Source organism: Stenotrophomonas sp. YJH_SMC_40, assembly GCF_059368615.1.
Window position 1 is genome coordinate 162,970 of sequence record NZ_JCAFRX010000001.1, and the last position, 22,196, is coordinate 185,165.

The window sequence follows — 22,196 nt, forward strand, 5'->3', positions numbered from 1 at the left end:
GGCGACGACTTGCCGCCTTCGCCGGACGGCGGGTAACGTGTCGGCACGCCAAGGAGTTTTCCCATGTGCCGCCTGCCCTGGGTGGGCCTGCCCACCGACAGCACCGTGCTCGGCCATCACCGTTTCGCGGTAGCCGGCGAGAAGTATGTGCGCGCGCTGGCCGAGGCCGCCGAGGTGACCCCGGTACTGTTGCCGAGCGTGCAGCCGCCGCTGCCGGCCGGCGACTGGCTGCAGGGGCTCGATGGCCTGCTGTTGACCGGTGCGGTCAGCAACATCGAACCGCAGCATTACGACGGCGGTCGCAGCTGGCCGGGCAATCCGCATGACCCGGCCCGTGACGCCAACGCGTTCGCGCTGCTGCACGAGGCGCTGGCGCTGGACCTGCCGGTGCTGGCGATCTGCCGCGGCCTGCAGGAGCTGAACGTTGCGCTGGGTGGCACGTTGCATCCGCAGGTGCACGCGGCGCCCGGTCTTTCGGATCATCGTGAAGACCCGAAGGCGCCGGTTGATGTGCAGTACGGGCCGGCCCATGCGGTCGCCCTGGCGGCGGATGGCTGGCTGGCGCAGTGGCAAGGCGGTGACCGCGCACAGGTCAATTCGGTTCACGGGCAGGGCATCGACCGACTGGCACACGGGCTGCAGGTCGAGGCCAGGGCCGATGATGGACTGGTCGAGGCAGCGCGCAGCCCACGCCATCGTTTCGTGCTCGGCGTACAGTGGCACCCGGAGTGGCGTGTCATGGACTCGCCGTTCTATCACGCTATTTTCCGTGCGTTCGGCCAAGCTTGCCGGCAGCACCAACAGAACCGACTGGATTCCCGATGAGTTCCCGAACGCGCCCGCGCAAGACGGCTACGCCCCCCGCACCGCAGGAAAGCAGCCTGCTGCGCTGGCTGAAGGAGCGGCGCATCACCGAGGTCGAATGCCTGGTCCCGGACATCACCGGCAACGCGCGCGGCAAGATCATTCCCGCCGACAAGTTCTCGCATGATTACGGTACGCGGCTGCCCGAAGGTATTTTCGCCACCACCGTCACCGGCGAGTTCCCTGATGACTACTACGAGCTGACCTCGCCGTCGGACTCGGACATGATGCTGCGTCCCGATCCGGACACGGTGCGCATGGTGCCGTGGGCGGCCGACGCCACCGCGCAGGTCATCCACGACTGTTACACCAAGAACGGTGAGCCGCACGAGCTGGCGCCACGCAACGTGCTGCGCCGCGTGCTGGCGGCCTACGCCGAGCTGGGCCTGCGGCCGGTGGTGGCGCCGGAGCTTGAGTTCTTCCTGGTGCAGAAGAACACCGACCCGGACTTCCCGCTGCTGCCACCGGCCGGCCGCTCCGGGCGCCCGGAAACCGCGCGGCAGTCGTACTCGATCGATGCGGTCAACGAATTCGACCCGATCCTCGACCTGATGTACGACTACGCCGATGCGATGAAGCTGGATGTGGACACGCTGATCCACGAATCCGGTGCGGCGCAGCTGGAGGTCAACTTCACCCATGCCGATGCGATGGACCTGGCCGACCAGGTGTTCCTGTTCAAGCGCACCATGCGCGAGGCGGCGATGCGCCACGGCGTGTATGCCACCTTCCTGGCCAAGCCGATGGAGAACGAGCCGGGCAGTGCCATGCACATCCACCAGAGCCTGGTGCGGGTGAGCGACGGCAGCAATGTGTTCGCTGGCGATACCGATACCGAAGGCGAGTTCAGCCCGGTGTTCGGCCACTATCTGGGCGGCCTGCAGAAGTACGCGCCGCAGGCGATGGCGTTCTTCGCGCCGAACGTGAATTCCTACCGCCGGCTGGTGTTCGGCGAAGTCTCGCCGAGCAACGTGCACTGGGGCTTCGACAACCGCACCTGTGGCCTGCGCGTGCCGCTGGACACGCCGGAAAACATGCGCGTGGAGAGCCGCTTCGCCGGTTCCGACGCCAACCCCTACCTGGCGATGGCGGCGACTCTGGCCTGCGGCCTGCTGGGCATCCGCGAGCGGTTGGCACCGGATGCGCCGGTGACCGGCAGCGCCAAGGAACTGGGCTACAACCTGCCGCGCTCGCTGGGCGAAGCGCTGGATGGGCTGGAGCAGTGCAGCGAACTGCAGGCCCTGCTGGGCGAGCGCTTCTGCCGGGCCTACATCTCGGTGAAGCGCAAGGAATACGAGACCTTTTTCCGTGTCATCAGCTCGTGGGAGCGCGAGTTCCTGCTGCTGAACGTCTGAGCATCCGGAATAGAAAAATCCGCCGCCGGGGGGTAGGCTGGCACCCGTCGCCGGCCCCGCCGGCCCCCCTCCCCGCATTCTGGAGCACCCGATGAAGCTGCGTATCCTCACGCTCGGCCTGGCCTCCGCCATGCTCGCCGCCTGTGGCGGTGGCAATGGCGGCGCGCAGGACAGCCAGGTCCTGAACGTCTACAACTACAGCGATTACATCGCCGAGGACACCATCCCGACCTTCGAGAAGGAGAGCGGCATCAAGGTGACCTACGATGTGTTCGACAGCGATGAGATGGTCGAGACCAAGCTGCTGGCCGGCAACAGCGGCTACGACGTGGTGGTGCCGACCCTGAACTTCTTCGGTCGCCAGATCCAGGCCGGTGTGTTCCTGCCGCTGGACAAGAGCAAGATCCCGAACCTGGCCAATCTCGATCCGGCGGTGATGAAGCGCATCGCCACCCAGGACCCGGGCAACCAGTACGGCGTGCCGTACATGATCGGCACCACCGGCATCGGCTACAACGTGGAGATGCTGAAGCAGCGTTTCGGTGGCAGCACCGACATCGCCAACAGCTGGGACCTGGTGTTCAAGCCGGAGAACATCAGCAAGATGAAGGACTGCGGCGTGACCATCCTGGACACGCCGGCCGACATGATCCCGATCGCGCTGCATTACCTGGGCCTGGACCCGCACAGCGGTGACCCGGCCGAGCTGCAGAAGGCGGCCGACCTGCTGAAGTCGATCCGACCGTACGTGCAGAATTTCCACTCCTCGCAGTACGTGGGTTCGCTGGCCAATGGCGGCACCTGCCTGGTGGTCGGCTGGTCGGGTGACATCATCCAGGCCCGCGACCGCGCCGAGGAAGCCAGCAATGGCGTGCACGTGGCCTATTCGATCCCGAAGGAAGGCGCCCCGCAGTGGTTCGACATGCTGGCGATCCCGAAGGACGCCAAGCATCCGGAGGCCGCTTACGCCTTCATCAATTACCTGCTGCAGCCGAAGGTTGCCGCGGCCAACACCAACTTCATCCACTACGCCAACCCGGTGCCGACCGCGACCCCGCTGGTGGATGAGGCGATCCGTACCGACCCGACCATCTACCCGCCGGCCGACGTGGCCGCGAAGATGTTCACGTACTCGATCAACACGCCGGAAACCGACAAGCTCTACACCCGGCTGTGGACCGAGGTGAAGACCGGCCGTTGAGCCGGCCTGGTGCCGCCGGGTCATGCCCGGCGGCTGCCTTACCCTGGGTCGATGCCGGTACTCCCGCTTCGGCCCAGGTGCCGCAGGATGGCAGGCAGCAGGTCGCGTGCATCGCGACCGCCGTTGCACAGGAACGATGAACTCATCCGCTGCAGGTTGTGCATGCCGATGAAGAACAGCCCCGGTTGCGGTGAAACACCGAAGTCGCCGAGCGGGTAGCCACGTGAATCCAGCGCGCCCGGTACGTCGAGCCAGGGCCATTCGGCGACGAAGCCGGTGGCCAGCACCACCGAGCGGATGCCTTCCGCCTGCAGATCCAGTTCGCGCGGGGATGCGTCCGGTTCCCAGTGCAGATAGACCTCCTCCGGAATGTAGCGGGCATCGTCGGTGCGTGGCTCGGGACGCGTGGCGTAGTACGCGCTGGCCAGCGAATCAAGATAGGCGTACTCGGCCTGCGTGGCCTCGATCGCGGTACGCAGCTGCGGGCGCACATCGGCGAAGCGGGCGACGTTTCCATCGAAGCCCTGCAACCGGCCCAGCAGCCTGATGCCCGCGCGGTGCATCGCCAGCAGGCTGATCGAGCTGCCCAGGCCACCGTTTCCCTTGCCGGAAATAAGTGGGAACTCTGCGGTGCGGGCCTTGCGCAGTGCATCCGGTTCCCCGGCAAGTACGCCCGCCGCTTCACTCACATGCTGGTGGATGCGCCCGGCCATGTCCCACCAGGTCATCGAGTCCTTGCCGCGCAGCCGGCGGGTATGCGAATGCCGCTGGGCCAGTGACCAGTGCACGCTGCGACCGCTGTCGCGCAGGTCCTGGGCGATCTGCGCGCCGGACTGGCCGCCGCCGATGACCAGCACGGCGCCGTCGGGCAGTTGGCCGGCATTGCGGTAGTCGCCCGAGTGCAGCACGGTCAGGCCTGGCGCGGGCGCGAACGGGACCCGGGGCATCCGTGCGCGGCGGTATTCACCGGTGGCGACCACCACTGCGCGGGCATGGATCAGCCCCTGGCTGCTGTGGATGGCGTAGCCACCGGGCCCAGGCCCAACCCGATGCACCCCGCATCCCTCGTTGATCGGCAGGGAACGCTCGCGGGCATAGTCGCGGAGGTGCCGGATCACCTCCGGGGCGCCCATGAAGCCATCCGGGTCATCGCCGGAATAGGCATGACCATGCAGGGCCATCGTCGCGTTGGCGGTGTTGGTCTGGAACGACTCCCAGCGCCGCTGCCAGCTGGCGCCCACGGTTTCGGCCTCCAGCACGCGATGCTCGACGCCGTTCTCCTGCAGGAGCGCGCTGAGCGACAGCCCGGCCTGGCCGGCGCCGATGATGACCAGCGGCAGCCTTGCAGGCAGGGAGCCGGGCAGGCGGGGCGGGAAAGGGGAGGGGCTGTCCGGGGAAATCACCAGTGTGGGTCCATGCAAGGCCTTGATCAGAGCCATTGCGCGGGGAATGCCCCGGGCCTTCAACAGATCCGGTTCTGAAAAACGTTGCAGATCGAGGCGTCGCCTGTGGTGTCTGGCCGGGACGGCCGCAGGGTCGTCCCGGGGAGCCTGGGCCTTTGCGCGGGCAGGCCACCATGGCGGGGGGAAACCGACACTCCTGGGGCCCCCGGAGCCGGCCAGCGGCCGCTTCCGCCTGCCGCCGTCATATCCCCTGGGCCCCCCGGCCGTTAGAATGGCGGCCGCTGTCCACCGCCCGCTCCCGGAGCCCCCATGCCCGTTGAAGCCCAGCCGGTAGCCACCGTCGTCGACACGACCGGTGCGCCCGGCTATCTCTCCATTCGTGACCTGCGCAAGGAATTCGACGGTTTCGTCGCCGTCGACGACGTCAACCTGGACGTGCGCAAGGGCGAGATCTTTGCCCTGCTCGGTGGCTCCGGCAGTGGCAAATCGACCCTGCTGCGCTGCCTGGGCGGCTTCGAGACGCCCACCAAGGGCAGCATCACCCTCGATGGCCAGCGCCTGGACGCGCTGCCGCCGTACCAGCGGCCGGTCAACATGATGTTCCAGTCCTATGCGCTGTTCCCGCACATGACGGTCGAGCAGAACATTGCCTTCGGCCTGAAGCAGGATGGTCTGGGCAAGGATGCGATCGGCAAGCGCGTGGGCGAGATGCTCGACCTGGTGCAGATGGGCCACCTGGGCAAGCGCAAGCCACACCAGCTGTCCGGCGGCCAGCAGCAGCGCGTGGCGCTGGCGCGGTCGCTGGCCAAGGGGCCGAAGCTGCTGCTGCTGGACGAGCCGATGGGCGCGCTGGACAAGAAGCTGCGCTCGCAGATGCAGCTGGAACTGGTCAGCATCATCGAATCGTCGGGCGTGACCTGCGTGATGGTCACCCACGACCAGGAAGAAGCGATGACCATGGCCACCCGCATCGCGGTGATGGATGCCGGCTGGATCCAGCAGGTCGGCAAGCCGGACGAGGTCTACGAGCAGCCGGCCAACCGCTTCGTCGCCGAGTTCATCGGTTCGGTCAACCTGTTCGACGGGGTGATCGACGAGGACCTGCCGGAGTACGTGACCGTACGCTCGCCGCTGTTCCCGGCGCCGATCTACATCGCCCATGGCATCACCGGCTATGAAGGGCAGCCGGTCGCGTTCGCGCTGCGCCCGGAGAAGGTGATGATCGGCAAGGACGAACCGGAAGGGCACACCAACAAGGCCCAGGGTGTGATCGAGGACATCGCCTACTTCGGCAGCCATTCGGTCTACCACGTGCGCCTGCCCAGCGGCGCCAAGGTACTGGCCAACTTCGCCAATTCGCAGCGCTGGGCCAGTGATGGCCTCACCTGGGGCGACGAGGTGTGGGTGCACTGGCGCGACAACGACGGCGTGGTGCTCACCTCATGAGCACCGCCGGCCTGAAGCGCTGGCTGCCGGGGCTGCGTGCCACGGTGATCGGCATTCCGTACCTGTGGCTGCTGCTGTTCTTCGCAGTGCCGTTCCTGATCGTGCTGATGATCAGCTTCTCGCTCAGCCGGGTCGGCTCGCCGCCGTACACCTGGCTGCTGCAGTACGCCGACGGCGGTTTCTCGCTGAAGCTGAACCTGGAAAACTACCTGGCGCTGTTCCGCGATTCGATCTATGCGCAGGCGTTCCTGAGCTCGATCAGGATCGCGGCGATCTCGACCTTCCTGACCCTGCTGATCGGCTATCCGATGGCCTATGCCATCGCGCGCCTGTCGCCCGCCGCGCGCAACGTGGCGATGATGCTGGTGGTGCTGCCGTCGTGGACCTCGTTCCTGATCCGCGTGTATGCGTGGAAGGCGATCCTGGACCGCAATGGCCTGCTCGACCAGTTCCTGCAGTTCACCGGCCTGCAGACGCTGATGACGTCGATGGGCCTGCCGAAACTGCAGCTGATCGACACCCCGACCGCCGCCTACATCGGCATCGTCTACTGCTATCTGCCGTTCATGGTGCTCCCGCTGTACGCCAATCTGGTCAAGCATGACCACCGCCTGCTGGAGGCGGCCTACGACCTCGGTGCCAAGCCGTGGCAGGCGTTCCTGCGCATCACCCTGCCGTTGTCCAAAGCGGGCATCATCGCCGGCTGCATGCTGGTGATGATTCCGGCGATCGGTGAATTCGTGATCCCGGAAATGCTGGGTGGCTCGGAAACGCTGATGGTGGGCCGCCAGCTGTGGAACGAGTTCTTCAACAACCGCAACTGGCCGGGCGCCTCGGCGATGGCGGTGGCGATGATCCTGTTGCTGCTGGTGCCGATCCTGCTGTTCAACCGTTCCCAGCAGCGCCTGCTGGAAGGGAAGCAGGCATGAGCCCGCGTAGCGCAAAGGGCCTGGGGCTGGGCGTGCTGCTGCTCGGCTTCGCCTTCCTGTACCTGCCGATCCTGCTGTTGATGTTCTATTCGTTCAACAGCTCGCGGCTGGCGATGGTCTGGGCCGGGTTCTCCACCCGTGCCTACAGCGACCTGTTCGCCGACCGCGCGCTGATGGATGCGATGTGGACCAGCCTGGTGGTGGCGTTCTGGACTGCCTGCACGGCCACCGTGCTGGGCACGCTGGCAGCGATGGTCATGACCCGCTTCAAGCGCTTCCGCGGCAAGCCGCTGTTCGGCGCGCTGGTCACCGCGCCGCTGGTGATGCCGGATGTGATCCTGGGCTTCTCGCTGATGGCGCTGCTGGCCTCGATGGGCGCGATTCCCGGCTTCCCGGCACGCGGCCTGGCCACCATCTGGATCGCCCACGTCACCTTCACCCTGTGCTTCGTCACCGTGGTGGTGTCCTCGCGGCTGCAGGAAATGGACCTGTCGCTGGAAGAAGCGGCGATGGATCTGGGCGCCAGCCGGCTGACCGTGTTCGCCCGCATCACCCTGCCGATCATCGCGCCGGCGCTGGTGGCGGGCTGGCTGCTGGCGTTCACCCTGTCGCTGGATGACGTGGTGGTGGCCAGCTTTGTCGCCACGCCGGGCTCGACCACGCTGCCGATGAAGGTGTTCGCCTCGGTGCGCATGGGCATCAGCCCGAAGATCAACGCGTTGGCCACGCTGCTGGTGTCGGCGGTGTCGATCGCCGCGGTGATCGGCTGGTACATCAACGCCCGCGCCGAGAAGCGGCGCCAGCGCGACCTGCAGCTGGCGCGGCAGGACAACGGCTGAGGACACGGTCTGCCGACAACGCCGGCAACACCCGGCTCACAGCCGGCGGCGCACAATGGGGGTCTTCCAGATGGAGATCCCCCATGACCGTCGAGATCGTCGACCCGGCCACCGGACAGGTGACCTACCGCCATGAACTGATGGGCGCAGCCGACATCGAGCAGCGCCTGCAGGCCGCTGCCGATGCATTTCCGGGCTGGGCAGATCGCTCGCTGCAGGACCGCGGCGCCATCCTTCGCCAGATCGCCGCGCAGCTGCGCACGCGGCGCGACGACCTGCAGCAGGCGATGACCCACGAGATGGGCAAGCTCAAGGCCGAGGCGCTGGCCGAGGTCGACAAGTGCGCTGCCGCCTGCGAGTACTATGCCGATCACGCGGCCGACTATCTCAAGCCGCAGCTGATCGATACCGAAGCCCAGCGCAGCTACGTGCGCTACGAGCCGATCGGCTGCGTGTTCGCGGTGATGCCGTGGAATTTCCCGATCTGGCAGGTGTTCCGTTTCCTCGCCCCGGCGTTCATGGCTGGCAACGTCGCCCTGCTCAAGCACGCCAGCAACGTGCCGCAGTGCGCCGACCTGATCCTGGCGGTGTGCCGTGACGGCGGCCTGCCTGATGGCGTGTTCGACGTGCTGCACATCGACAACGACCAGGCCGCCGACGTGCTGCGCGACGCACGGGTGAAGGCGGTGACGCTGACCGGCAGCGAGCGGGCAGGTCGCTCGATCGCCTCCAATGCCGGCAGCCAGCTGAAGAAGTCGGTGATGGAGCTGGGTGGCAGCGATGCCTTCGTGGTGCTCGACGATGCCGACCTCGACAAGACCGTGGCCGCGGCAGTGAAGTCGCGCTTCGACAACAGCGGGCAGACCTGCATCGCGGCCAAGCGCTTCATCGTGGTCGAGGCGGTGGCCGATGAATTCGTCCGTCGCTTTGTGCAGGCGGCGGGCGAGCGCCAGTACGGCGATCCCGATGAGCGGGGCACCACGCTGGCGCCGATGGCTCGCGCCGACCTGCGTGACGAACTGCACAAGCAGGTGCAGGCCAGCGTGGCCAAGGGCGCGCGGGTGCTGATCGGTGGTGAGCCGATTGCCGGCACCCATGCCGGCTATCCGGCCACGGTGCTCGACCAGGTCGGCCCGGGCATGCCGGCGTATGACGAGGAGCTGTTCGGGCCGGTGGCCGCGGTGATCCGGGTCAAGGATGAGGCCGAGGCACTGCGCGTGGCCAACGACACCCGCTTCGGCCTGGGCGGCAGCGTGTGGACCGGCGATCCGGTACGCGGCGAGCGCTTCGCGCAGCGCATGGAATGCGGTGCGGCGTTCGTCAACGCCATCGTCAAGAGCGACGCGCGGCTGCCGTTCGGCGGCAGCAAGCAGTCAGGCTTTGGTCGGGAGCTGGCTGACCATGGCATCCATGAGTTCATGAACATCAAGACCGTCTACGTGGCTTGATCCCGAACGGTAGTGCCGGCCGTTGGCCGGCATTGCCGGGTTGCCGGGTTGCCGGCCAGCGGCCGGCACTACCAGAAGCGGGTCGCGTGCAACGACCAACGGTCGTGGCCTACCGGACTGCAGGGTATCGACGCCCATGTGCTTGGTGGGTATCGACCGTTGGTCGATACGCGCTACAACCACTTCGCGCGCTTGAACAACCGGTACAGCCCGACGCACACACCGCCCACGCCAACGATCATCAGCGGGTACGACCAGGGTTCGCTCAGCTCCGGCATGTGACTGAAGTTCATGCCGTACCAGCTGGTGATCAGCGTCGGCGCGGCGAGCAGCGCAGCCCAGGCGCCCAGCCGCTTGACCGTCTCGCCCTGCGCCAGTGTCACCAGCGAAAGGTTCACGCTCAGCGCGGTGCCCAGCATCTCGCGCAGGGTGTCGATCACATCGCTGATGCGCACCGCATGGTCATGCACGTCACGCACGTAGAGCTTCACTTCATCGGGAATCAGGTCGCCCTGGTAGCGGCGCAGCTGCGCCAGCACATCCTGCAGCGGCGCCACCGCCATCCGCATCTTGTTCAGCTCGCGCTTGAGCTCGTACAGCCGCACCACCGTGCTGCGCTTGTAGGTGTCGGCGAAGATGTCCTTTTCCAGCAGGTCCAGGGTGTCGCGGAAGCGGTGCACGATCGGCAGGTAGTTGTCGACCACGAAGTCGGTCACCGCGTACAGGCAGTACGACGGGCCCATCTTCAGCAGCTGCGGCTCGCGCTCGACGCGTGCGCGCACCGGCGCGTAGGACAGCGAGGCGCCGTGGCGGACCGTCACCAGGAAGCGCGGGCCGAGGAAGGCATGGGTTTCGCCATACTGGATGCGTTCGTCGACCATCTGCGCGGTGGTCACCACCACGAACAACGAGTTGCCATAGGTCTCGACCTTGGGCCGTTGGTGCGCGTTGCGCGCATCCTCGATGGCCAGGTCGTGCAGGCAGAATTCTTCCTGCAGTTTCAGCAGCACGTCTTCGTTGGGGTCGTACAGGCCGACCCAGACGAAGCCGTTGCCGCTGGCAATGACATCGCTGATGGCATCCAGGCTGATGTCGTGGCGCTTGCCCTCGTCATCGTAGTGGACGCAGTTGATGACGCAGGTAGGGTTGGCCGAAGCGGGGGCGGAAGCGGAGGCGGGCAATGACATGCCCGCCATCGTGCGTCAGGGCCGTGTTTCGGACAAGTGAGGACGACGCGCCAGCACCCACGCCAGTGCCACGTGCACCGGCAGCAGCAGCACGATCCACTGCACGTTGTACTGCGCCTGCAGGCTCAGCCAGTGCAGCACCAGCGCGGCCACCGCCTGTACCGCCAGCAGCCACAGCACGATCCTGAACATGCGTCCCGGCACGCGCCGGCGCAGCAGTGCGATCGCGCCCGGCAGCAGCAGCACGGCCAGTGGCGAAAGCAGCAGCAGGTTGCGGTTGGCCCATGCGGCGTAGTGGATGCTGAAGCCCCACAGGAACACCAGCACGCCACCGAACAGGGCGCACAGCAGCCAGAACGGCAGGGCCAGCCCGGCCAGCAGGCGCGGGCGGTTGCGCAGCGCCAGCACGCCAGCGGCGATCACCAGGCCACACAGCAGCCACGGCCACCAGCGGCGTGCGAACTCCTTCGGCTCCGGATCGATACGGTGCGGCAACAGTTCGTGTTCGGACTGCACCAGCGGCCGGCCATCGCTGTTGCGTGCCTGGCGCAGGGCATCGGCCAGGCGCATCGGCACGAACGCTTCCTGCCAGCGCGACAGCGGCTGGTCGGCGAACGGTCCGAGGCCTACATCGAAGCCCAGCCACATCCATGGTGCCGGCGAGGCCAGACGGACCGATTCACTGCGATAGGTGTTGCCACGCGAGCGCCCCGACAGCTGCGACTGCAGGCCGCCGCCGAGCGCCTTGTCCAGCGTGTCGCGCACCATCGTGGCGCAGTTGGCGGTGTAGTAATCGTAGTGGTAACGCGCGTTTTCCGGCTTGGCCCGCTCGGCCAGGCCGGCGGCCAGCGAGCGCGCCTGGTCCGGGCGCAGGTCCAGCCATTGCACGCTGGCGCCACGGCCGGTCTCGTCGTAGTACGACAGGTCCTGCTGCAGCGGCAGCGCCACCAGGTAGTACATCATGTCGCCGCGCGCGAAGCGGCTGATGAAATCGTCCTCGGACGGATCGAAGTAGCCGAAGTTGTACGAGGTCGCTTCACCGCTGAGCGGATCGACCACCACGATGGCGTCATGGCCGAAGCGTTCGAAGAACACCGTGCCCGGCTGCATGGTCACCACGCCGATGCGCGGAGCAGGGGCTTCAGCGCTGGCCGCGGGCACGGCAGGTATGGCCGGCGCCGGCTGCGCGAAGGCGGCCAGCGGCAGGGCCAAGGCCAGCACGTAGAGTGCCAGCCACACCATGAGGATCAGGCCGCGGCGCTTCAAGCGTCGTCCTGCGCGTCCGGCGGCAGCACGGTCACGTGGAAGGCCTGTACCCGGCGCGCATCGGCGCGGGCCACGCGGAACATGAAGCGGTCCAGCGCCAGCTCGTCACCGACTTCCGGCAGGTGGCCCACGGCCTCGGTGACCAGGCCGCCGATGGTGTCGTAGTCCTCGTCGGAGAACGTCGCGCCGAAACGCTCGTTGAAGTCGCCGATCGGGGTCAGCGCGTCGACCACGTACTGGCCGTCGGACTGGATCGCGATCTGCGCCGAGGGATCCTCGGCCTCGTCATGCTCATCGTCGATCTCGCCGACGATCTGTTCCAGCACGTCCTCGATGGTGACCAGGCCGGCGACACCGCCGTACTCGTCCACCACGATGGCCATGTGGTTGCGCGACAGGCGGAACTCCTTCAGCAGCACGTTGAGCTTCTTCGCCTCCGGAATCAGCACTGCCGGGCGCAGCAGCTCGCGTACGTTGGCCGGGCCGTTGTCGGCGACCACGCCGCGCAGCAGGTCCTTGGCCAGCAGGATGCCAAGGATGTCGTCCTTGTTCTCGCCGTGTACCGGGAAGCGTGAATGGCCGGATTCGACCACCTGCTTCATCAGTTCCAGGAAGGGCGCTTCAACCGGCAGCGAGACCATCTGCGAGCGCGAGATCATCACGTCGCCCACGGTCAGCTCGGCCACCGAAATGGCGCCTTCCATCATCTTGAGGGTATCGGCGGCGATCAGACCCTCTTCCTGCGCGGTGTGCAGGACAGCGACCAGCTCGTCGCGGGTATGGGGTTCGCCGGAGAAGGCGGAGGTCAGGCGTTCAAGCCAGCCGCGCTTCTTTTCACTGTGCTCCGCAGGGGAGCTACTACTGTCGTCTTCTGACATCTCTGGAAAAAAGGCACCCGGCAGGCCGGGCGTTGACCCAAGTCTAGCAGGATGTGACGGCCTGTCAGTGACTGCCGGTGGCCGGGGCTGGGGCGGCCGCGGCCGGCTTCTCTTCGGGCAGGTCCAGGCTGTAGGTGCAGCCGGCCAGGGTCTTGCCCGGGTGGGAGGCCACGGTGGAGACGCTGAGGATGATCGACTCGATCTGGACCTCGCCGGTCTTCGGGTCGGTCACGTCGCGGCTGACCAGCTCGCGGCCGGCCATGAACTTGCCGTCCTGGTCGTAGCCGGTCTCCAATTCCAGCCGTTTGGCCAGCGGGCGTGGGTCGGCCTGGTCGAGGACGGCCATGACGCTGGCGCCGGCCACCGCCACCCGATCGGTCTGTTGGCCGAAGACGGTGATCGGGCTGGCCAGCCGGAACTCGCTCATGAACTGGTTGCCCTGCGGCAGCGGCTGCAGGCCCTGGGCCACGGCCTTCAGCGGATCGGCCAGCAGCGGCGCCAGCGCGGCCTGCTCGGCCACGCCCTGGCGGCATTCGATCAGGGCCGGCAGGTCCAGGCGGGCGGCGAAGGCGGAGGGAGCGGCGAGGGCACAGAGCAGGGGCAGACAGCAGCGCAGTGACACGGTCGGTTTCCGCAGGCGAGGGGCCGCCATCATAGCCCCGGCGAGCGCCGGAACAGCCCGCTGAGAAGGTGCAGGAAACCGGTCATCGCCCGCCGTACGACCATCAGTGAGAGAGTCAGCACGACCGCAAGCATGGCGACCTGCATCGATTGCCCCGCGATGCGCACCACCGCCGGCCACAGGCCCGGGCTGGTCAGCCAGGGCATCAGTTCCGCCGCGGTTGTCCTGGCCACTTTCATGTACATCACGGCCAGCACGAACAGCACCAGCAGCGAGGTGCGGCTGGCGTGGAAGAACGGGAGTGCATTGGCCGGCCTGCCAAGCCACTGCTGCAGCAGCGTTCGCCACAGCACTGGCAGGGTCAAGGCACCGACCAGTATCAGCACCATCGACATTTCCCACAGCCCCGGCAGGTGGGCGGGTTCCGCTCTACCTGTGAGGTGCGGGCCGAACATGCCGATCGCCAGCCCGGCCAGCAGGCACACGGGCGACAGCAGGGCCAGGCTGCGCAGCAGCCAGTGCCTGCCGCCGGGGTCGCGGGCGCTGATGCGGCGCAAGGTGTAAGCGCCCAGCACCAGCAGGCCCGCGAGCAGGCCGGCGGCCATCGCAAACGTCGTGAAGCTGTTCCCTGGGTTCATCCTTTTTCCTTCCGCGTCCTGGCCGGTGTTGAACAGTAGCTCAGCGCATGGCGGGCACTCCAGCCGTGGCGCAGTCAGGGCGGATTCCAGCGCGTGGCCGCTGGGTACCAGCGCAGCCTGACCGGGTAGCCCAGTCGCGCCTGCAGGTGGTCACGCACGGCCGCCGCCGTCGCGCGGTTGGCTGGGGTATCCCGCAGCTCCACCTCCAGCTCCCCGGTCTTGACATCCAGGCCATGGCCGAACAGGTCGGGCAGCTGGGCCCGCAGCCAGTCCTGCTGTGCGTGCAGGCGGCGCGTCATCTCCGCTTCGGTCATCGCGGCGCCGGTGATGTAGCGCACACGTTGCGGGCCATCCGCCCCTGGATGTGTCTCATCGGCCTCGGGTGCGGCGCCTGTCAGTCGCACGACAACGTTCCAGCCCCTCGCATTGTCCACCCAGATGCCGGCCAGACGTGCCGCGTGCCGCGCTTCCAGGCGCTCGATCAGTGCCCGTTGCTGGGCAGTGGCGACGATGTTGCGGGTGTCGCGCTCGCTGCTGCCGAAGAACGCCCGTAATTCGGCGATCTTTGCGGCGATGTCGGCCTCGCTGTCGCTGGCGGGGAACGGTGAGGGACGGTCAGGATCGGGCATCAGGCCTGCCCCGGACTGCAGTAGCGCGGCAAGCACAAGTGCGGGCAGGGTCATGCTGCGCTCCTCTTCCGTGAGTGCGTGGGCTCGGAACAGGGCCCGGTGTCAGCGCTCGCCCGCGTAGGGGTCGTCGATGCCCAGCTCGGCCAGGATCTCCCGTTCCAGCTGTTCCATCGCTTCGGCTTCCTTGTCGTCCTCGTGGTCCCAGCCGAGCAGGTGCAGCACGCCGTGCACGGTCAGGTGCGCGTAGTGGGCGTTGAGCGCCTTGCCCTGTTCGTCGGCCTCCCGCGCTACGACAGGTGCACAGATCACCAGATCGCCGAGCAGCGGGAACTTGACGCCCTTGGGCAGGCCTTCGGGCACGTCGGCCGGGAAGCTGAGCACGTTGGTGGCGTAGTCCTTGCCACGGTAGTGGCGGTTCAACGACTGGCCTTCCTTGGCGTCGACCACGCGGATGGCCAGGTCGGCCTCGCGGATGCGGCCCTTCAGCGCGGCAGCCACCCACCTGCGGAAGCTCACTGCCGCCGGCAGACCGGCACGCGGCAGGGCATAACTGACGGCGACGTCCAGTCGCACGGGACCACGGGTCATGGAGTTGCTCCAGGTTGGATCTGATGCAGGTCGCGGCGGTCGTAGGCGCTGACGATACGCGCCACCAGCGGGTGGCGGACCACGTCGCGGGATTCGAAGAAGGTGAAGCTGACACCCTCCACGTCGCGCAGCACATCGATGGCGTCGCGCAGGCCCGACTTCACGTGCTTGGGCAGGTCGGTCTGGGTCAGGTCACCGGTGACCACCGCGGTGGAGCCGTAGCCGAGGCGGGTCAGGAACATCTTCATCTGCTCGATGGTGGTGTTCTGTGCTTCGTCCAGGATCACGAACGCATCGTTGAGCGTGCGGCCGCGCATATAGGCCAGCGGCGCGATCTCGATGACGTTCCTTTCCAGCAGCTTGACCACCTTTTCCACGCCCATCATCTCGTACAGGGCGTCGTACAGCGGTCGCAGATAGGGATCGACCTTCTGGCTCAGGTCGCCGGGCAGGAAGCCCAGCTTCTCGCCGGCTTCCACCGCGGGGCGGACCAGGATCAGCCGCTGCACCCGCGATTCGTTCAGTGCTTCGACCGCGCTGGCCACGGCCAGGAAGGTCTTGCCGGTGCCGGCCGGCCCGATGCCGAAGTTGATGTCGTGGGTTGCGATCTGGTGCAGGTAGCGGGCCTGGTTGGCACCGCGCCCGCGTACCGTGCCGCGCTTGACCTTGATCGCCACCTCCTGCGCTTCGTAGGAGCGCTCGGCGATCTGCTCGACATTGGCCTGCGCCAGGCGCAGGTGGATGGCGTGGTTGTCGAAGGTCGTTTCGCCGGCTTCGGCGTACAGCGCTTCAACCAGCTTCTGCGCCTCGACGATGGCTTCGTTCGGCCCGCTGATGCGGAACACGAAGCCACGGTTGGCGATTTCCACGCCGAGTTTCAGTTCGATCTGCCGCAGGTGCCCGTCGAACGGGCCACACAGGTTGGCCAGCCGTTCGTTGTCTTCCGGCGACAGGGTGAAGTCTCGATGCTCGATGCTTTTCATTGCTTCGGGTGGGGCGGACGCCTTCCACCGCAGTGTATTCAGGGGAGACAAGGGTAGCGCGCGTGCGGGGCACACGGCCAGCAGACGGTCGATACAGCGTTTTCCACACCCGGTGTGGACGGGGGGCGCGAAAACCTGTGGATAGACCTTCGCAATGCTTGTGCCACAAGGCCCATGAGGTCCTGGTGAAAAAAACGTCATGGTCGCTCGTCGCTTCGGCAGCACTGCCACGGGGGCCTGCACGGGGGCATTCATCGTGACGACAGTGCAGGTTTCGTTGCCGGGCGAGCAACAAAGCCGCGCGCTGGCGGATTTCCACAACGGTTGTGGAATGATGTCGAATCAACCTGTGGATAGGTGGTGCGGAGCCTTGCAGCAAAAGGCGTGCCGGCGCGTGGCGAAAAAACCGTCAGGGCTGATTGGAATCATTGAGGGTGCACGGGGCACATGGCACCGTGTCGCCGTCGCAGGAGGGGATGGCATGGGCATCGGCAACGGGATGCGAGGAATCGGACTGGCGGGCATCGGCCTGCTGGCCGGGTGTGGGCAGTCAACACCGACTGCACTGGGCACGCTGGAGTGGGACCGGATCACGGTGCCGGCGCCGGCGGCCGAAGTGATCGCCACGGTGGAGGTGCGCGAGGGACAGCAGGTCAAGGCCGGCGCCGTGCTGATGCAGCTCGACCCGGCCCGCGGCGACGCGCAGTTCGCCGCAGCGCAGGCTGATACGGCGCGTGCGCAGGCGCAGCTGGAAGAACTGAAGATCGGCCCACGCCAGGAGCAGATCGCGCAGGCCCAGGCGCAACTGGCCGCGCTGCGCGCACAGGCTGCCGAAGCAAGCGCCTATTACCGACGGGTCCAGCCGTTGGCACAGCAGCGCTTGATTGCCGCCGCTGAGCTGGATCGTGCACGTGCCGCCGCCGGCAATGCCGAGGCCAGCGTGCGTGCTGCCGAGCAGGCCTGGCTGGAGCGGGTGCACGGCAGCCGTGTGCAGGATATCGCCCAGGGCCAGGCCGCCGCCGATGCCGCGCAGGCGCAACAGGCAGTGCAGGCCGTGAACCTGCAGAAGCTGCAATTGCGTGCGCCGCGCGACGGCGTGGTCGATGCCTTGCCTTACCGGCAGGGCGACCAGGCGCCGGTCGGCGCGCCGCTGGCGGTGATGCTGGTCGGCGAGCGCCCCTATGCGCGCGTCTACCTGCCGCAGCCATTGCGGTTGCAGGTCAAGGTCGGGCAGGTCGCGCAGGTGCACCTGGAAGGGCAAGGCACTGCGTTGAAGGGGCATGTGCGCTCGATCCGCAGCGAGCCTTCATTTACTCCGTACTACGCACTGACCGGTGACGACGTCGCGCGCCTGAGCTACCTCGCCGAGATCGAAGTGGACGCTCCCTCCGACATGCAGAAGCTGCCGGCGGGAATGCCGGTGCAGGTGAGCTTCTGAACACCGGCAACGACATCGCGGTGCATGCCCAGGGCCTGACCCGCCGCTTCGGCGATCTGCTGGCCGTGGACAATGTCGACCTGACCGTGCCGCGTGGCCAGGTCTATGGCTTCCTGGGCCCGAACGGGTCGGGCAAGTCGACCACCATCCGCATGCTGTGCGGCCTGCTGGAACCGAGTGCCGGCCAGATCGAGGTGCTCGGCCTGGCCGTGCCGGAGCAGGCCGAGGCACTGCGCCGGCGCATCGGCTACATGACCCAGCGCTTCTCGTTGTATGAAGATCTTTCGGTGCGCGAGAACCTGGAATTCCTCGCCGCCATCCAGGACCTGCCGCGTACGCAGGCCCGGCAGCGGGTCGACGAACTGCTGCAGCAGTACCGTCTCCTGGACCGGCAGCCGCAGCTGGCCGGCACCCTCAGTGGTGGCCAGAAGCAGCGCCTGGCGCTGGCCGGCGCCGTCGTGCACGCGCCCGAGCTGTTGTTCCTGGACGAGCCGACCAGCGCGGTTGACCCGGAGTCACGCCGCGATTTCTGGGAGGCCCTGTTTGAACTTGCCGACGCCGGTACCACCGTGCTGGTATCGACCCACTACATGGACGAAGCCGAGCGCTGCCACCGGCTGGCGATCCTCGATCGAGGCGCGCTGGTCGCCGATGGCACGCCGGCCGAACTGTGTGCACGGCTGGATGGCCGCACGCTGCAGGTCACGTCGGCGCAGCCGCGGCAGGCCAGCCGCGCGTTGTCTGAGCTGCCCGGCGTGCTGAGCGTGGCACAGATCGGCACGCAGCTGCGCGTGCTGTGCAGCGAGGCGGCCGGCGATACGCCAGCGTTGCGGCGCGCGCTGGCCAGCGCCGATCCGCAGGCCCGCATCGAGGCGGTGGCGCCGAACCTGGAAGACGTCTTCGTCGCCGCCACCCGCGGCCGTGGCCGGGAGCCAGCGGCATGAACCTGCGCCGGCTGTGGGCGATCATGCTCAAGGAATTGCGCCAGCTGCGCCGCGACCGCATCACGCTGGCGATGATCGTCGGCATTCCGGTGATGCAGCTGCTGCTGTTCGGCTACGCGATCAATCTCAACCTGCGCCACCTCGACGCAGGTGTCGCCGACCAGGCCAACAGTGCGGCGTCACGCGCGCTGGTGCAGGACATGGTCGCCACCGGCGTGATCACGCCGCGCAGCGAAGCCTATACGCCCGACCAGTTGATGCAGGCGCTGCGGCGTGGCGAGATCAGTGTCGGCATCGTGGTGCCGGCCGACTTCGAGCGCCGTCGCTTCGATGGACGCGAGGCGGTGCAGGTGCTGGTTGATGGCAGCGACACCGTGGTGCAGAGCGCGGCGATCCAGCTGGCGCAGGTGCCGCTGGAGACGCGACCGACCAGCAACACGCGGCCGCTGCGCGAAGGCAGCATCGCCGGGGGTCCAATCAGCGTGACCAGCTTCTACAACCCGCAGCGGCGTTCGGCGGTGAACATCGTGCCAGGCCTGATCGGGGTGATCCTGACCATGACCCTGGTGATGTTCACGGCGGTGGCGGTGGTGCGTGAACGCGAGCGCGGCAACATGGAGCTGCTGATCGCCACGCCGGTGTCGCGCAGCGAACTGATGGTGGGCAAGGTGCTGCCCTATGCAGCCATCGGCCTGCTGCAGACCACGCTGGTGCTGGTGCTGGGCACCTGGCTGTTCCAGGTGCCGATCTGCGGCAGCCTGCTCGATATCTACCTGGCCGCGGTGCTGCTGGTGCTGGCCAACCTCGCACTGGGGCTGCTGATTTCCACGCGCGCGCGCTCGCAGTTCCAGGCGATGCAGATGACCCTGTTCCTGTTCCTGCCGTCGATCCTGCTGTCGGGCTTCATGTTCCCGTTCGCGGGCATGCCGCGGTCGGTGCAATGGCTGGCCGAAGTACTGCCGCTGACCCACTTCCTGCGCCTGGTGCGCGGCATCATGCTGCGCGGCGCCTCGCTGTGGGAGCTGTGGCACGACGCGCTGGCGCTGCTGGCCTTCATCGCGGTGATGATGACCCTGGCGATCCTGCGTTTCCGCAAGCGTTTGGATTGAGGCATGCCGACCAACGGTCGGCATCCACCCCGGCAGGTGCCGGCCGCCTGCCGGCATCAATTCCGGCAGGTGCCGGCCACTGGCCGGCATCAATTCGGTGGGTGCCGACCGTTGGTCGGCATCAACTCCGGTGGGTGCCGACCGTTGGTCGGCGCACCTTATTCCGCCACCACGCGCGCGCGCAGCGAATTGGTCAGCGCCTCGGTGATCACCACATCCACGAACTGGCCGATCAGCCGCGCCGGCGCCGGGAAGTTCACCGAACGCATGTTCTCGGTCTTGCCGGTCAGTTCGTTCGGGTTCTTGCGCGAAGGGCCTTCCACCAGCACGGTCTGCACGGTGCCGACCATCTTCTCGGAGATGCCGGCGGCGTGCGCATTGATGCGCTCCTGCAGGCGCGACAGGCGCGCGTGCTTCTCGGCATCGCTGATCGTGTCCTCCAGGTCGGCCGCCGGGGTCCCCGGGCGGCGCGAATAGATGAAGGAGAAGCTGTGGTCGAAGCCGATGTCCTCGATCAGCTTCATGGTCTTCTCGAAATCGGCATCGGTTTCGCCGGGGAAGCCGACGATGAAGTCCGAGCTGATCGAGATGTCCGGGCGCACCGCGCGCAGCTTGCGGATCTTCGACTTGAATTCCAGCGCGGTATAGCCGCGCTTCATCGCCGACAGTACGCGGTCGCTGCCGGCCTGCACCGGCAGGTGCAGGAAGTTGGCCAGCTGCGGCACGTCGCGGAACGCATCGATCAGCGAGTCGCTGAACTCCAGCGGGTGCGAGGTGGTGAAGCGGATGCGGCCGACGCCGTCGATCTCGGCGATGGTCCGGATCAGCAGGCCGAGATCGGCGAACTCGCCATCTCCATAGGGGCCGCGATAGGCATTGACGTTCTGCCCGAGCAGGTTGATTTCGCGCACGCCCTGCGCGGCCAGCTGCGCCACTTCCACCACCACGTCCTCGAACGGGCGGCTGACTTCGGTGCCGCGGGTGTAGGGCACCACGCAGAACGAGCAGTACTTGGAGCAGCCTTCCATGATCGACACGAACGCCGAAGCGCCTTCGGCGCGCGGTTCCGGCAGGCGGTCGAACTTCTCGATCTCGGGGAAGCTGATGTCCACCTGCGGGCGCTTCTGCTCGCGGCGTGCGCGGATCAGTTCCGGCAGGCGGTGCAGGGTCTGCGGGCCGAACACAAGGTCCACGAACGGCGCACGCTTGATGATCGCCTCGCCTTCCTGCGAGGCAACGCAGCCGCCCACGCCGATGATGACCTCGCGGCCCTTGTTCTTCAGGCCCTTCCACACGCCCAGCTGGCTGAACACCTTCTCCTGCGCCTTCTCGCGGATGGAACAGGTGTTGACCAGGATGACGTCGGCGTCTTCCGGGGTATCGGTCAGTTCCAGGCCATCGCTGGCGGCGAGCACGTCGGCCATCTTGGCCGAGTCGTACTCGTTCATCTGGCAACCGTGGGTCTTGATGTACAGCTTGCCTTTCACCTGGTCGGGCTTGCGCGGACCGGCGGGCAGGGCAACGAGCGGGGCACCGCCCGGCGTGGCGGGCGGAAAGACGTCTGGCGTCCCGGTCATGGCGCTTAATCCATTCGGGTGGCGGGAAAGCCGGCAATTCTACCTGCATCCCGGCGCGTACGCCGGCCCAGTAGAGCCAGGCCATGCCTGGCTGTATTCATCCACCCATGGCGTGGATCTACTGGAACTGCGGGTCCGCCCCCCGGCCGCGCCCGGCGGCACGCCTCAGGCCGCCACCAGCTCCGCATCGATCTGCCGCGAACGGTCGAACGCGGTCATCGCGCTCATCCGTGCGATGTAGTCAGCCGTGGCCGGCGCCGGCTGTACCAGGCCAAAGGCCGTGGTCCACGCCAGTGCATTGCCCCACAGCACGTCGGCGGCGCTCATGACCTCGCCCAGCAGGTACGGGCCCTGCGCCAGCTGGGCCTCGACCACCTGCAGCACGGTCTCGGCATCGTTGTACGGCGACATCAGGCGCGGCGGCGGCTCGCGGTGCATCGCCTTGTCGATCATCGCCGGCTCGAAACAGGCGCCATAGAAGGCCATCCAGCGCAGGTAGGGGCCGCGCAGGGCGTCGCCGATCGGCGGTGCCAGCCCGGCTTCCGGGTAAAGGTCGGCCAGGTACAGGTAGATCGCCACCTGCTCGGTCACCAGTGCGCCGTTGTGGACGATGGCCGGCACCTTGCCCATCGGGTTGATGGCCAGGTAGGCCGGGGCCAGGTTGGCGCCGGCTTTCAGGTCCAGCACCTGCATGCGGTAGTCGGCACCCAGCGCTTCGAGCAGGGCCACGGCGCCGCTCGAGCGGGAACGGGCGGCGTGGTAAAGGGTGATCTGGCGTGAATTCATGGCATTGCTCCTTGCGGTGGGTGGTGAACTGGAGGCCATCCTGGGGCACTATTGCGGACGACTTCT

21 protein-coding genes are annotated in these 22,196 nt (G+C 67.2%); 10 read left to right on the plus strand and 11 right to left on the minus strand.

Translation table 11 applies throughout. The annotated features are described in order from the left end of the window. Nucleotides 1–63 precede the first annotated feature (63 nt). The 3 genes from AC5P6X_RS00710 (at nucleotide 64) to AC5P6X_RS00720 (ending at nucleotide 3,420) form a co-directional block, all read left to right on the plus strand. Nucleotides 64–825: a gamma-glutamyl-gamma-aminobutyrate hydrolase family protein gene (locus AC5P6X_RS00710; protein ID WP_329755853.1), complete on the plus strand. Its 762-nt coding sequence runs from the start codon at nucleotides 64–66 to the stop codon at nucleotides 823–825. Beyond that, a complete protein-coding gene (locus AC5P6X_RS00715) occupies nucleotides 822–2,219 on the plus strand; it encodes a glutamine synthetase family protein (protein ID WP_049402723.1) in 1,398 nt (465 codons plus the stop codon). The genes AC5P6X_RS00710 and AC5P6X_RS00715 overlap by 4 nt, the downstream gene beginning before the upstream one ends. 91 nt (nucleotides 2,220–2,310) lie before the next feature. Beyond that, nucleotides 2,311–3,420: a polyamine ABC transporter substrate-binding protein gene (locus AC5P6X_RS00720; protein ID WP_005408819.1), complete on the plus strand. Its 1,110-nt coding sequence runs from the start codon at nucleotides 2,311–2,313 to the stop codon at nucleotides 3,418–3,420. A gap of 38 nt (nucleotides 3,421–3,458) precedes the next feature. Here AC5P6X_RS00720 and AC5P6X_RS00725 read toward each other — a convergent pair whose 3' ends face one another. Beyond that, nucleotides 3,459–4,859, minus strand: a complete 1,401-nt coding sequence (locus AC5P6X_RS00725; protein ID WP_108270471.1) for a flavin-containing monooxygenase — start codon at nucleotides 4,857–4,859, stop codon at nucleotides 3,459–3,461. 273 nt (nucleotides 4,860–5,132) lie between these two features. Between AC5P6X_RS00725 and AC5P6X_RS00730 the strand changes: the two genes are divergently transcribed. The 4 genes from AC5P6X_RS00730 to AC5P6X_RS00745 all read left to right on the plus strand — a co-directional run bounded on the left by AC5P6X_RS00730 (nucleotide 5,133) and on the right by AC5P6X_RS00745 (nucleotide 9,485). Beyond that, nucleotides 5,133–6,269 carry an ABC transporter ATP-binding protein gene (locus tag AC5P6X_RS00730; protein WP_005408821.1) on the plus strand — a complete coding sequence of 379 codons (1,137 nt, stop codon included), beginning with the start codon at nucleotides 5,133–5,135 and terminating at the stop codon, nucleotides 6,267–6,269. After that, nucleotides 6,266–7,198, plus strand: coding sequence for an ABC transporter permease subunit (locus AC5P6X_RS00735; RefSeq protein WP_005408822.1), 933 nt, complete (start codon nucleotides 6,266–6,268; stop codon nucleotides 7,196–7,198). Before AC5P6X_RS00730 ends, AC5P6X_RS00735 begins: the two co-directional genes overlap by 4 nt. Further along, complete coding sequence (locus AC5P6X_RS00740; RefSeq protein ID WP_164222298.1) at nucleotides 7,195–8,037, plus strand: ABC transporter permease subunit; 843 nt, start codon at nucleotides 7,195–7,197, stop codon at nucleotides 8,035–8,037. Before AC5P6X_RS00735 ends, AC5P6X_RS00740 begins: the two co-directional genes overlap by 4 nt. An 83-nt stretch (nucleotides 8,038–8,120) precedes the next feature. Next, nucleotides 8,121–9,485 carry an NAD-dependent succinate-semialdehyde dehydrogenase gene (locus tag AC5P6X_RS00745; protein WP_088436327.1) on the plus strand — a complete coding sequence of 455 codons (1,365 nt, stop codon included), beginning with the start codon at nucleotides 8,121–8,123 and terminating at the stop codon, nucleotides 9,483–9,485. 173 nt (nucleotides 9,486–9,658) lie between these two features. On the opposite strand, the gene AC5P6X_RS00750 is transcribed toward AC5P6X_RS00745, so the two are convergent. The 8 genes from AC5P6X_RS00750 to AC5P6X_RS00785 all read right to left on the minus strand — a co-directional run bounded on the left by AC5P6X_RS00750 (nucleotide 9,659) and on the right by AC5P6X_RS00785 (nucleotide 16,276). Next, nucleotides 9,659–10,681: a magnesium and cobalt transport protein CorA gene (locus AC5P6X_RS00750; RefSeq protein ID WP_049451328.1), complete on the minus strand. Its 1,023-nt coding sequence runs from the start codon at nucleotides 10,679–10,681 to the stop codon at nucleotides 9,659–9,661. Between the two features lie 6 nt (nucleotides 10,682–10,687). Beyond that, nucleotides 10,688–11,938, minus strand: coding sequence for a lipoprotein N-acyltransferase Lnb domain-containing protein (locus tag AC5P6X_RS00755; protein ID WP_329755852.1), 1,251 nt, complete (start codon nucleotides 11,936–11,938; stop codon nucleotides 10,688–10,690). Then, the gene (locus AC5P6X_RS00760) at nucleotides 11,935–12,816 is read right to left on the minus strand and encodes a CorC family transporter (protein WP_005408827.1); all 882 of its coding nucleotides are present in this window, start codon (nucleotides 12,814–12,816) and stop codon (nucleotides 11,935–11,937) included. The genes AC5P6X_RS00755 and AC5P6X_RS00760 overlap by 4 nt, the downstream gene beginning before the upstream one ends. A 64-nt stretch (nucleotides 12,817–12,880) precedes the next feature. Continuing rightward, complete coding sequence (locus AC5P6X_RS00765; protein WP_176414788.1) at nucleotides 12,881–13,468, minus strand: hypothetical protein; 588 nt, start codon at nucleotides 13,466–13,468, stop codon at nucleotides 12,881–12,883. Further along, nucleotides 13,468–14,076 (minus strand): hypothetical protein, encoded by a 609-nt coding sequence (locus AC5P6X_RS00770; protein ID WP_088436330.1) that lies wholly within the window; start codon nucleotides 14,074–14,076, stop codon nucleotides 13,468–13,470. Before AC5P6X_RS00770 ends, AC5P6X_RS00765 begins: the two co-directional genes overlap by 1 nt. Before the next feature lie 74 nt (nucleotides 14,077–14,150). Beyond that, a complete protein-coding gene (locus tag AC5P6X_RS00775; RefSeq protein WP_049402731.1) occupies nucleotides 14,151–14,759 on the minus strand; it encodes a hypothetical protein in 609 nt (202 codons plus the stop codon). A 48-nt stretch (nucleotides 14,760–14,807) separates the two neighbouring features. Continuing rightward, nucleotides 14,808–15,293, minus strand: coding sequence for an rRNA maturation RNase YbeY (ybeY, locus tag AC5P6X_RS00780; RefSeq protein ID WP_049451332.1), 486 nt, complete (start codon nucleotides 15,291–15,293; stop codon nucleotides 14,808–14,810). Continuing rightward, a complete protein-coding gene (locus tag AC5P6X_RS00785; protein WP_033834734.1) occupies nucleotides 15,290–16,276 on the minus strand; it encodes a PhoH family protein in 987 nt (328 codons plus the stop codon). Before AC5P6X_RS00785 ends, ybeY begins: the two co-directional genes overlap by 4 nt. A gap of 481 nt (nucleotides 16,277–16,757) precedes the next feature. Here AC5P6X_RS00785 and AC5P6X_RS00790 point away from each other — a divergent pair, with 481 nt between their 5' ends. The 3 genes from AC5P6X_RS00790 to AC5P6X_RS00800 are packed head-to-tail and all read left to right on the plus strand — an operon-like array spanning nucleotide 16,758 to nucleotide 19,767. After that, nucleotides 16,758–17,714 (plus strand): HlyD family secretion protein, encoded by a 957-nt coding sequence (locus AC5P6X_RS00790; RefSeq protein ID WP_049451333.1) that lies wholly within the window; start codon nucleotides 16,758–16,760, stop codon nucleotides 17,712–17,714. Between the two features lie 20 nt (nucleotides 17,715–17,734). Next, entirely contained in the window at nucleotides 17,735–18,658 is a 924-nt protein-coding gene (locus tag AC5P6X_RS00795; RefSeq protein ID WP_088436333.1) for an ABC transporter ATP-binding protein, read from the plus strand. Next, the gene (locus tag AC5P6X_RS00800) at nucleotides 18,655–19,767 is read left to right on the plus strand and encodes an ABC transporter permease (protein ID WP_088436334.1); all 1,113 of its coding nucleotides are present in this window, start codon (nucleotides 18,655–18,657) and stop codon (nucleotides 19,765–19,767) included. Before AC5P6X_RS00795 ends, AC5P6X_RS00800 begins: the two co-directional genes overlap by 4 nt. Before the next feature lie 158 nt (nucleotides 19,768–19,925). Here the strand turns inward: AC5P6X_RS00800 and miaB are convergent, their stop codons facing one another. Further along, a complete protein-coding gene (gene miaB, locus AC5P6X_RS00805) occupies nucleotides 19,926–21,344 on the minus strand; it encodes a tRNA (N6-isopentenyl adenosine(37)-C2)-methylthiotransferase MiaB (RefSeq protein ID WP_012479666.1) in 1,419 nt (472 codons plus the stop codon). A gap of 165 nt (nucleotides 21,345–21,509) precedes the next feature. Then, nucleotides 21,510–22,130, minus strand: coding sequence for a glutathione S-transferase family protein (locus AC5P6X_RS00810; protein ID WP_012479667.1), 621 nt, complete (start codon nucleotides 22,128–22,130; stop codon nucleotides 21,510–21,512). Nucleotides 22,131–22,196: the final 66 nt, after the last annotated feature.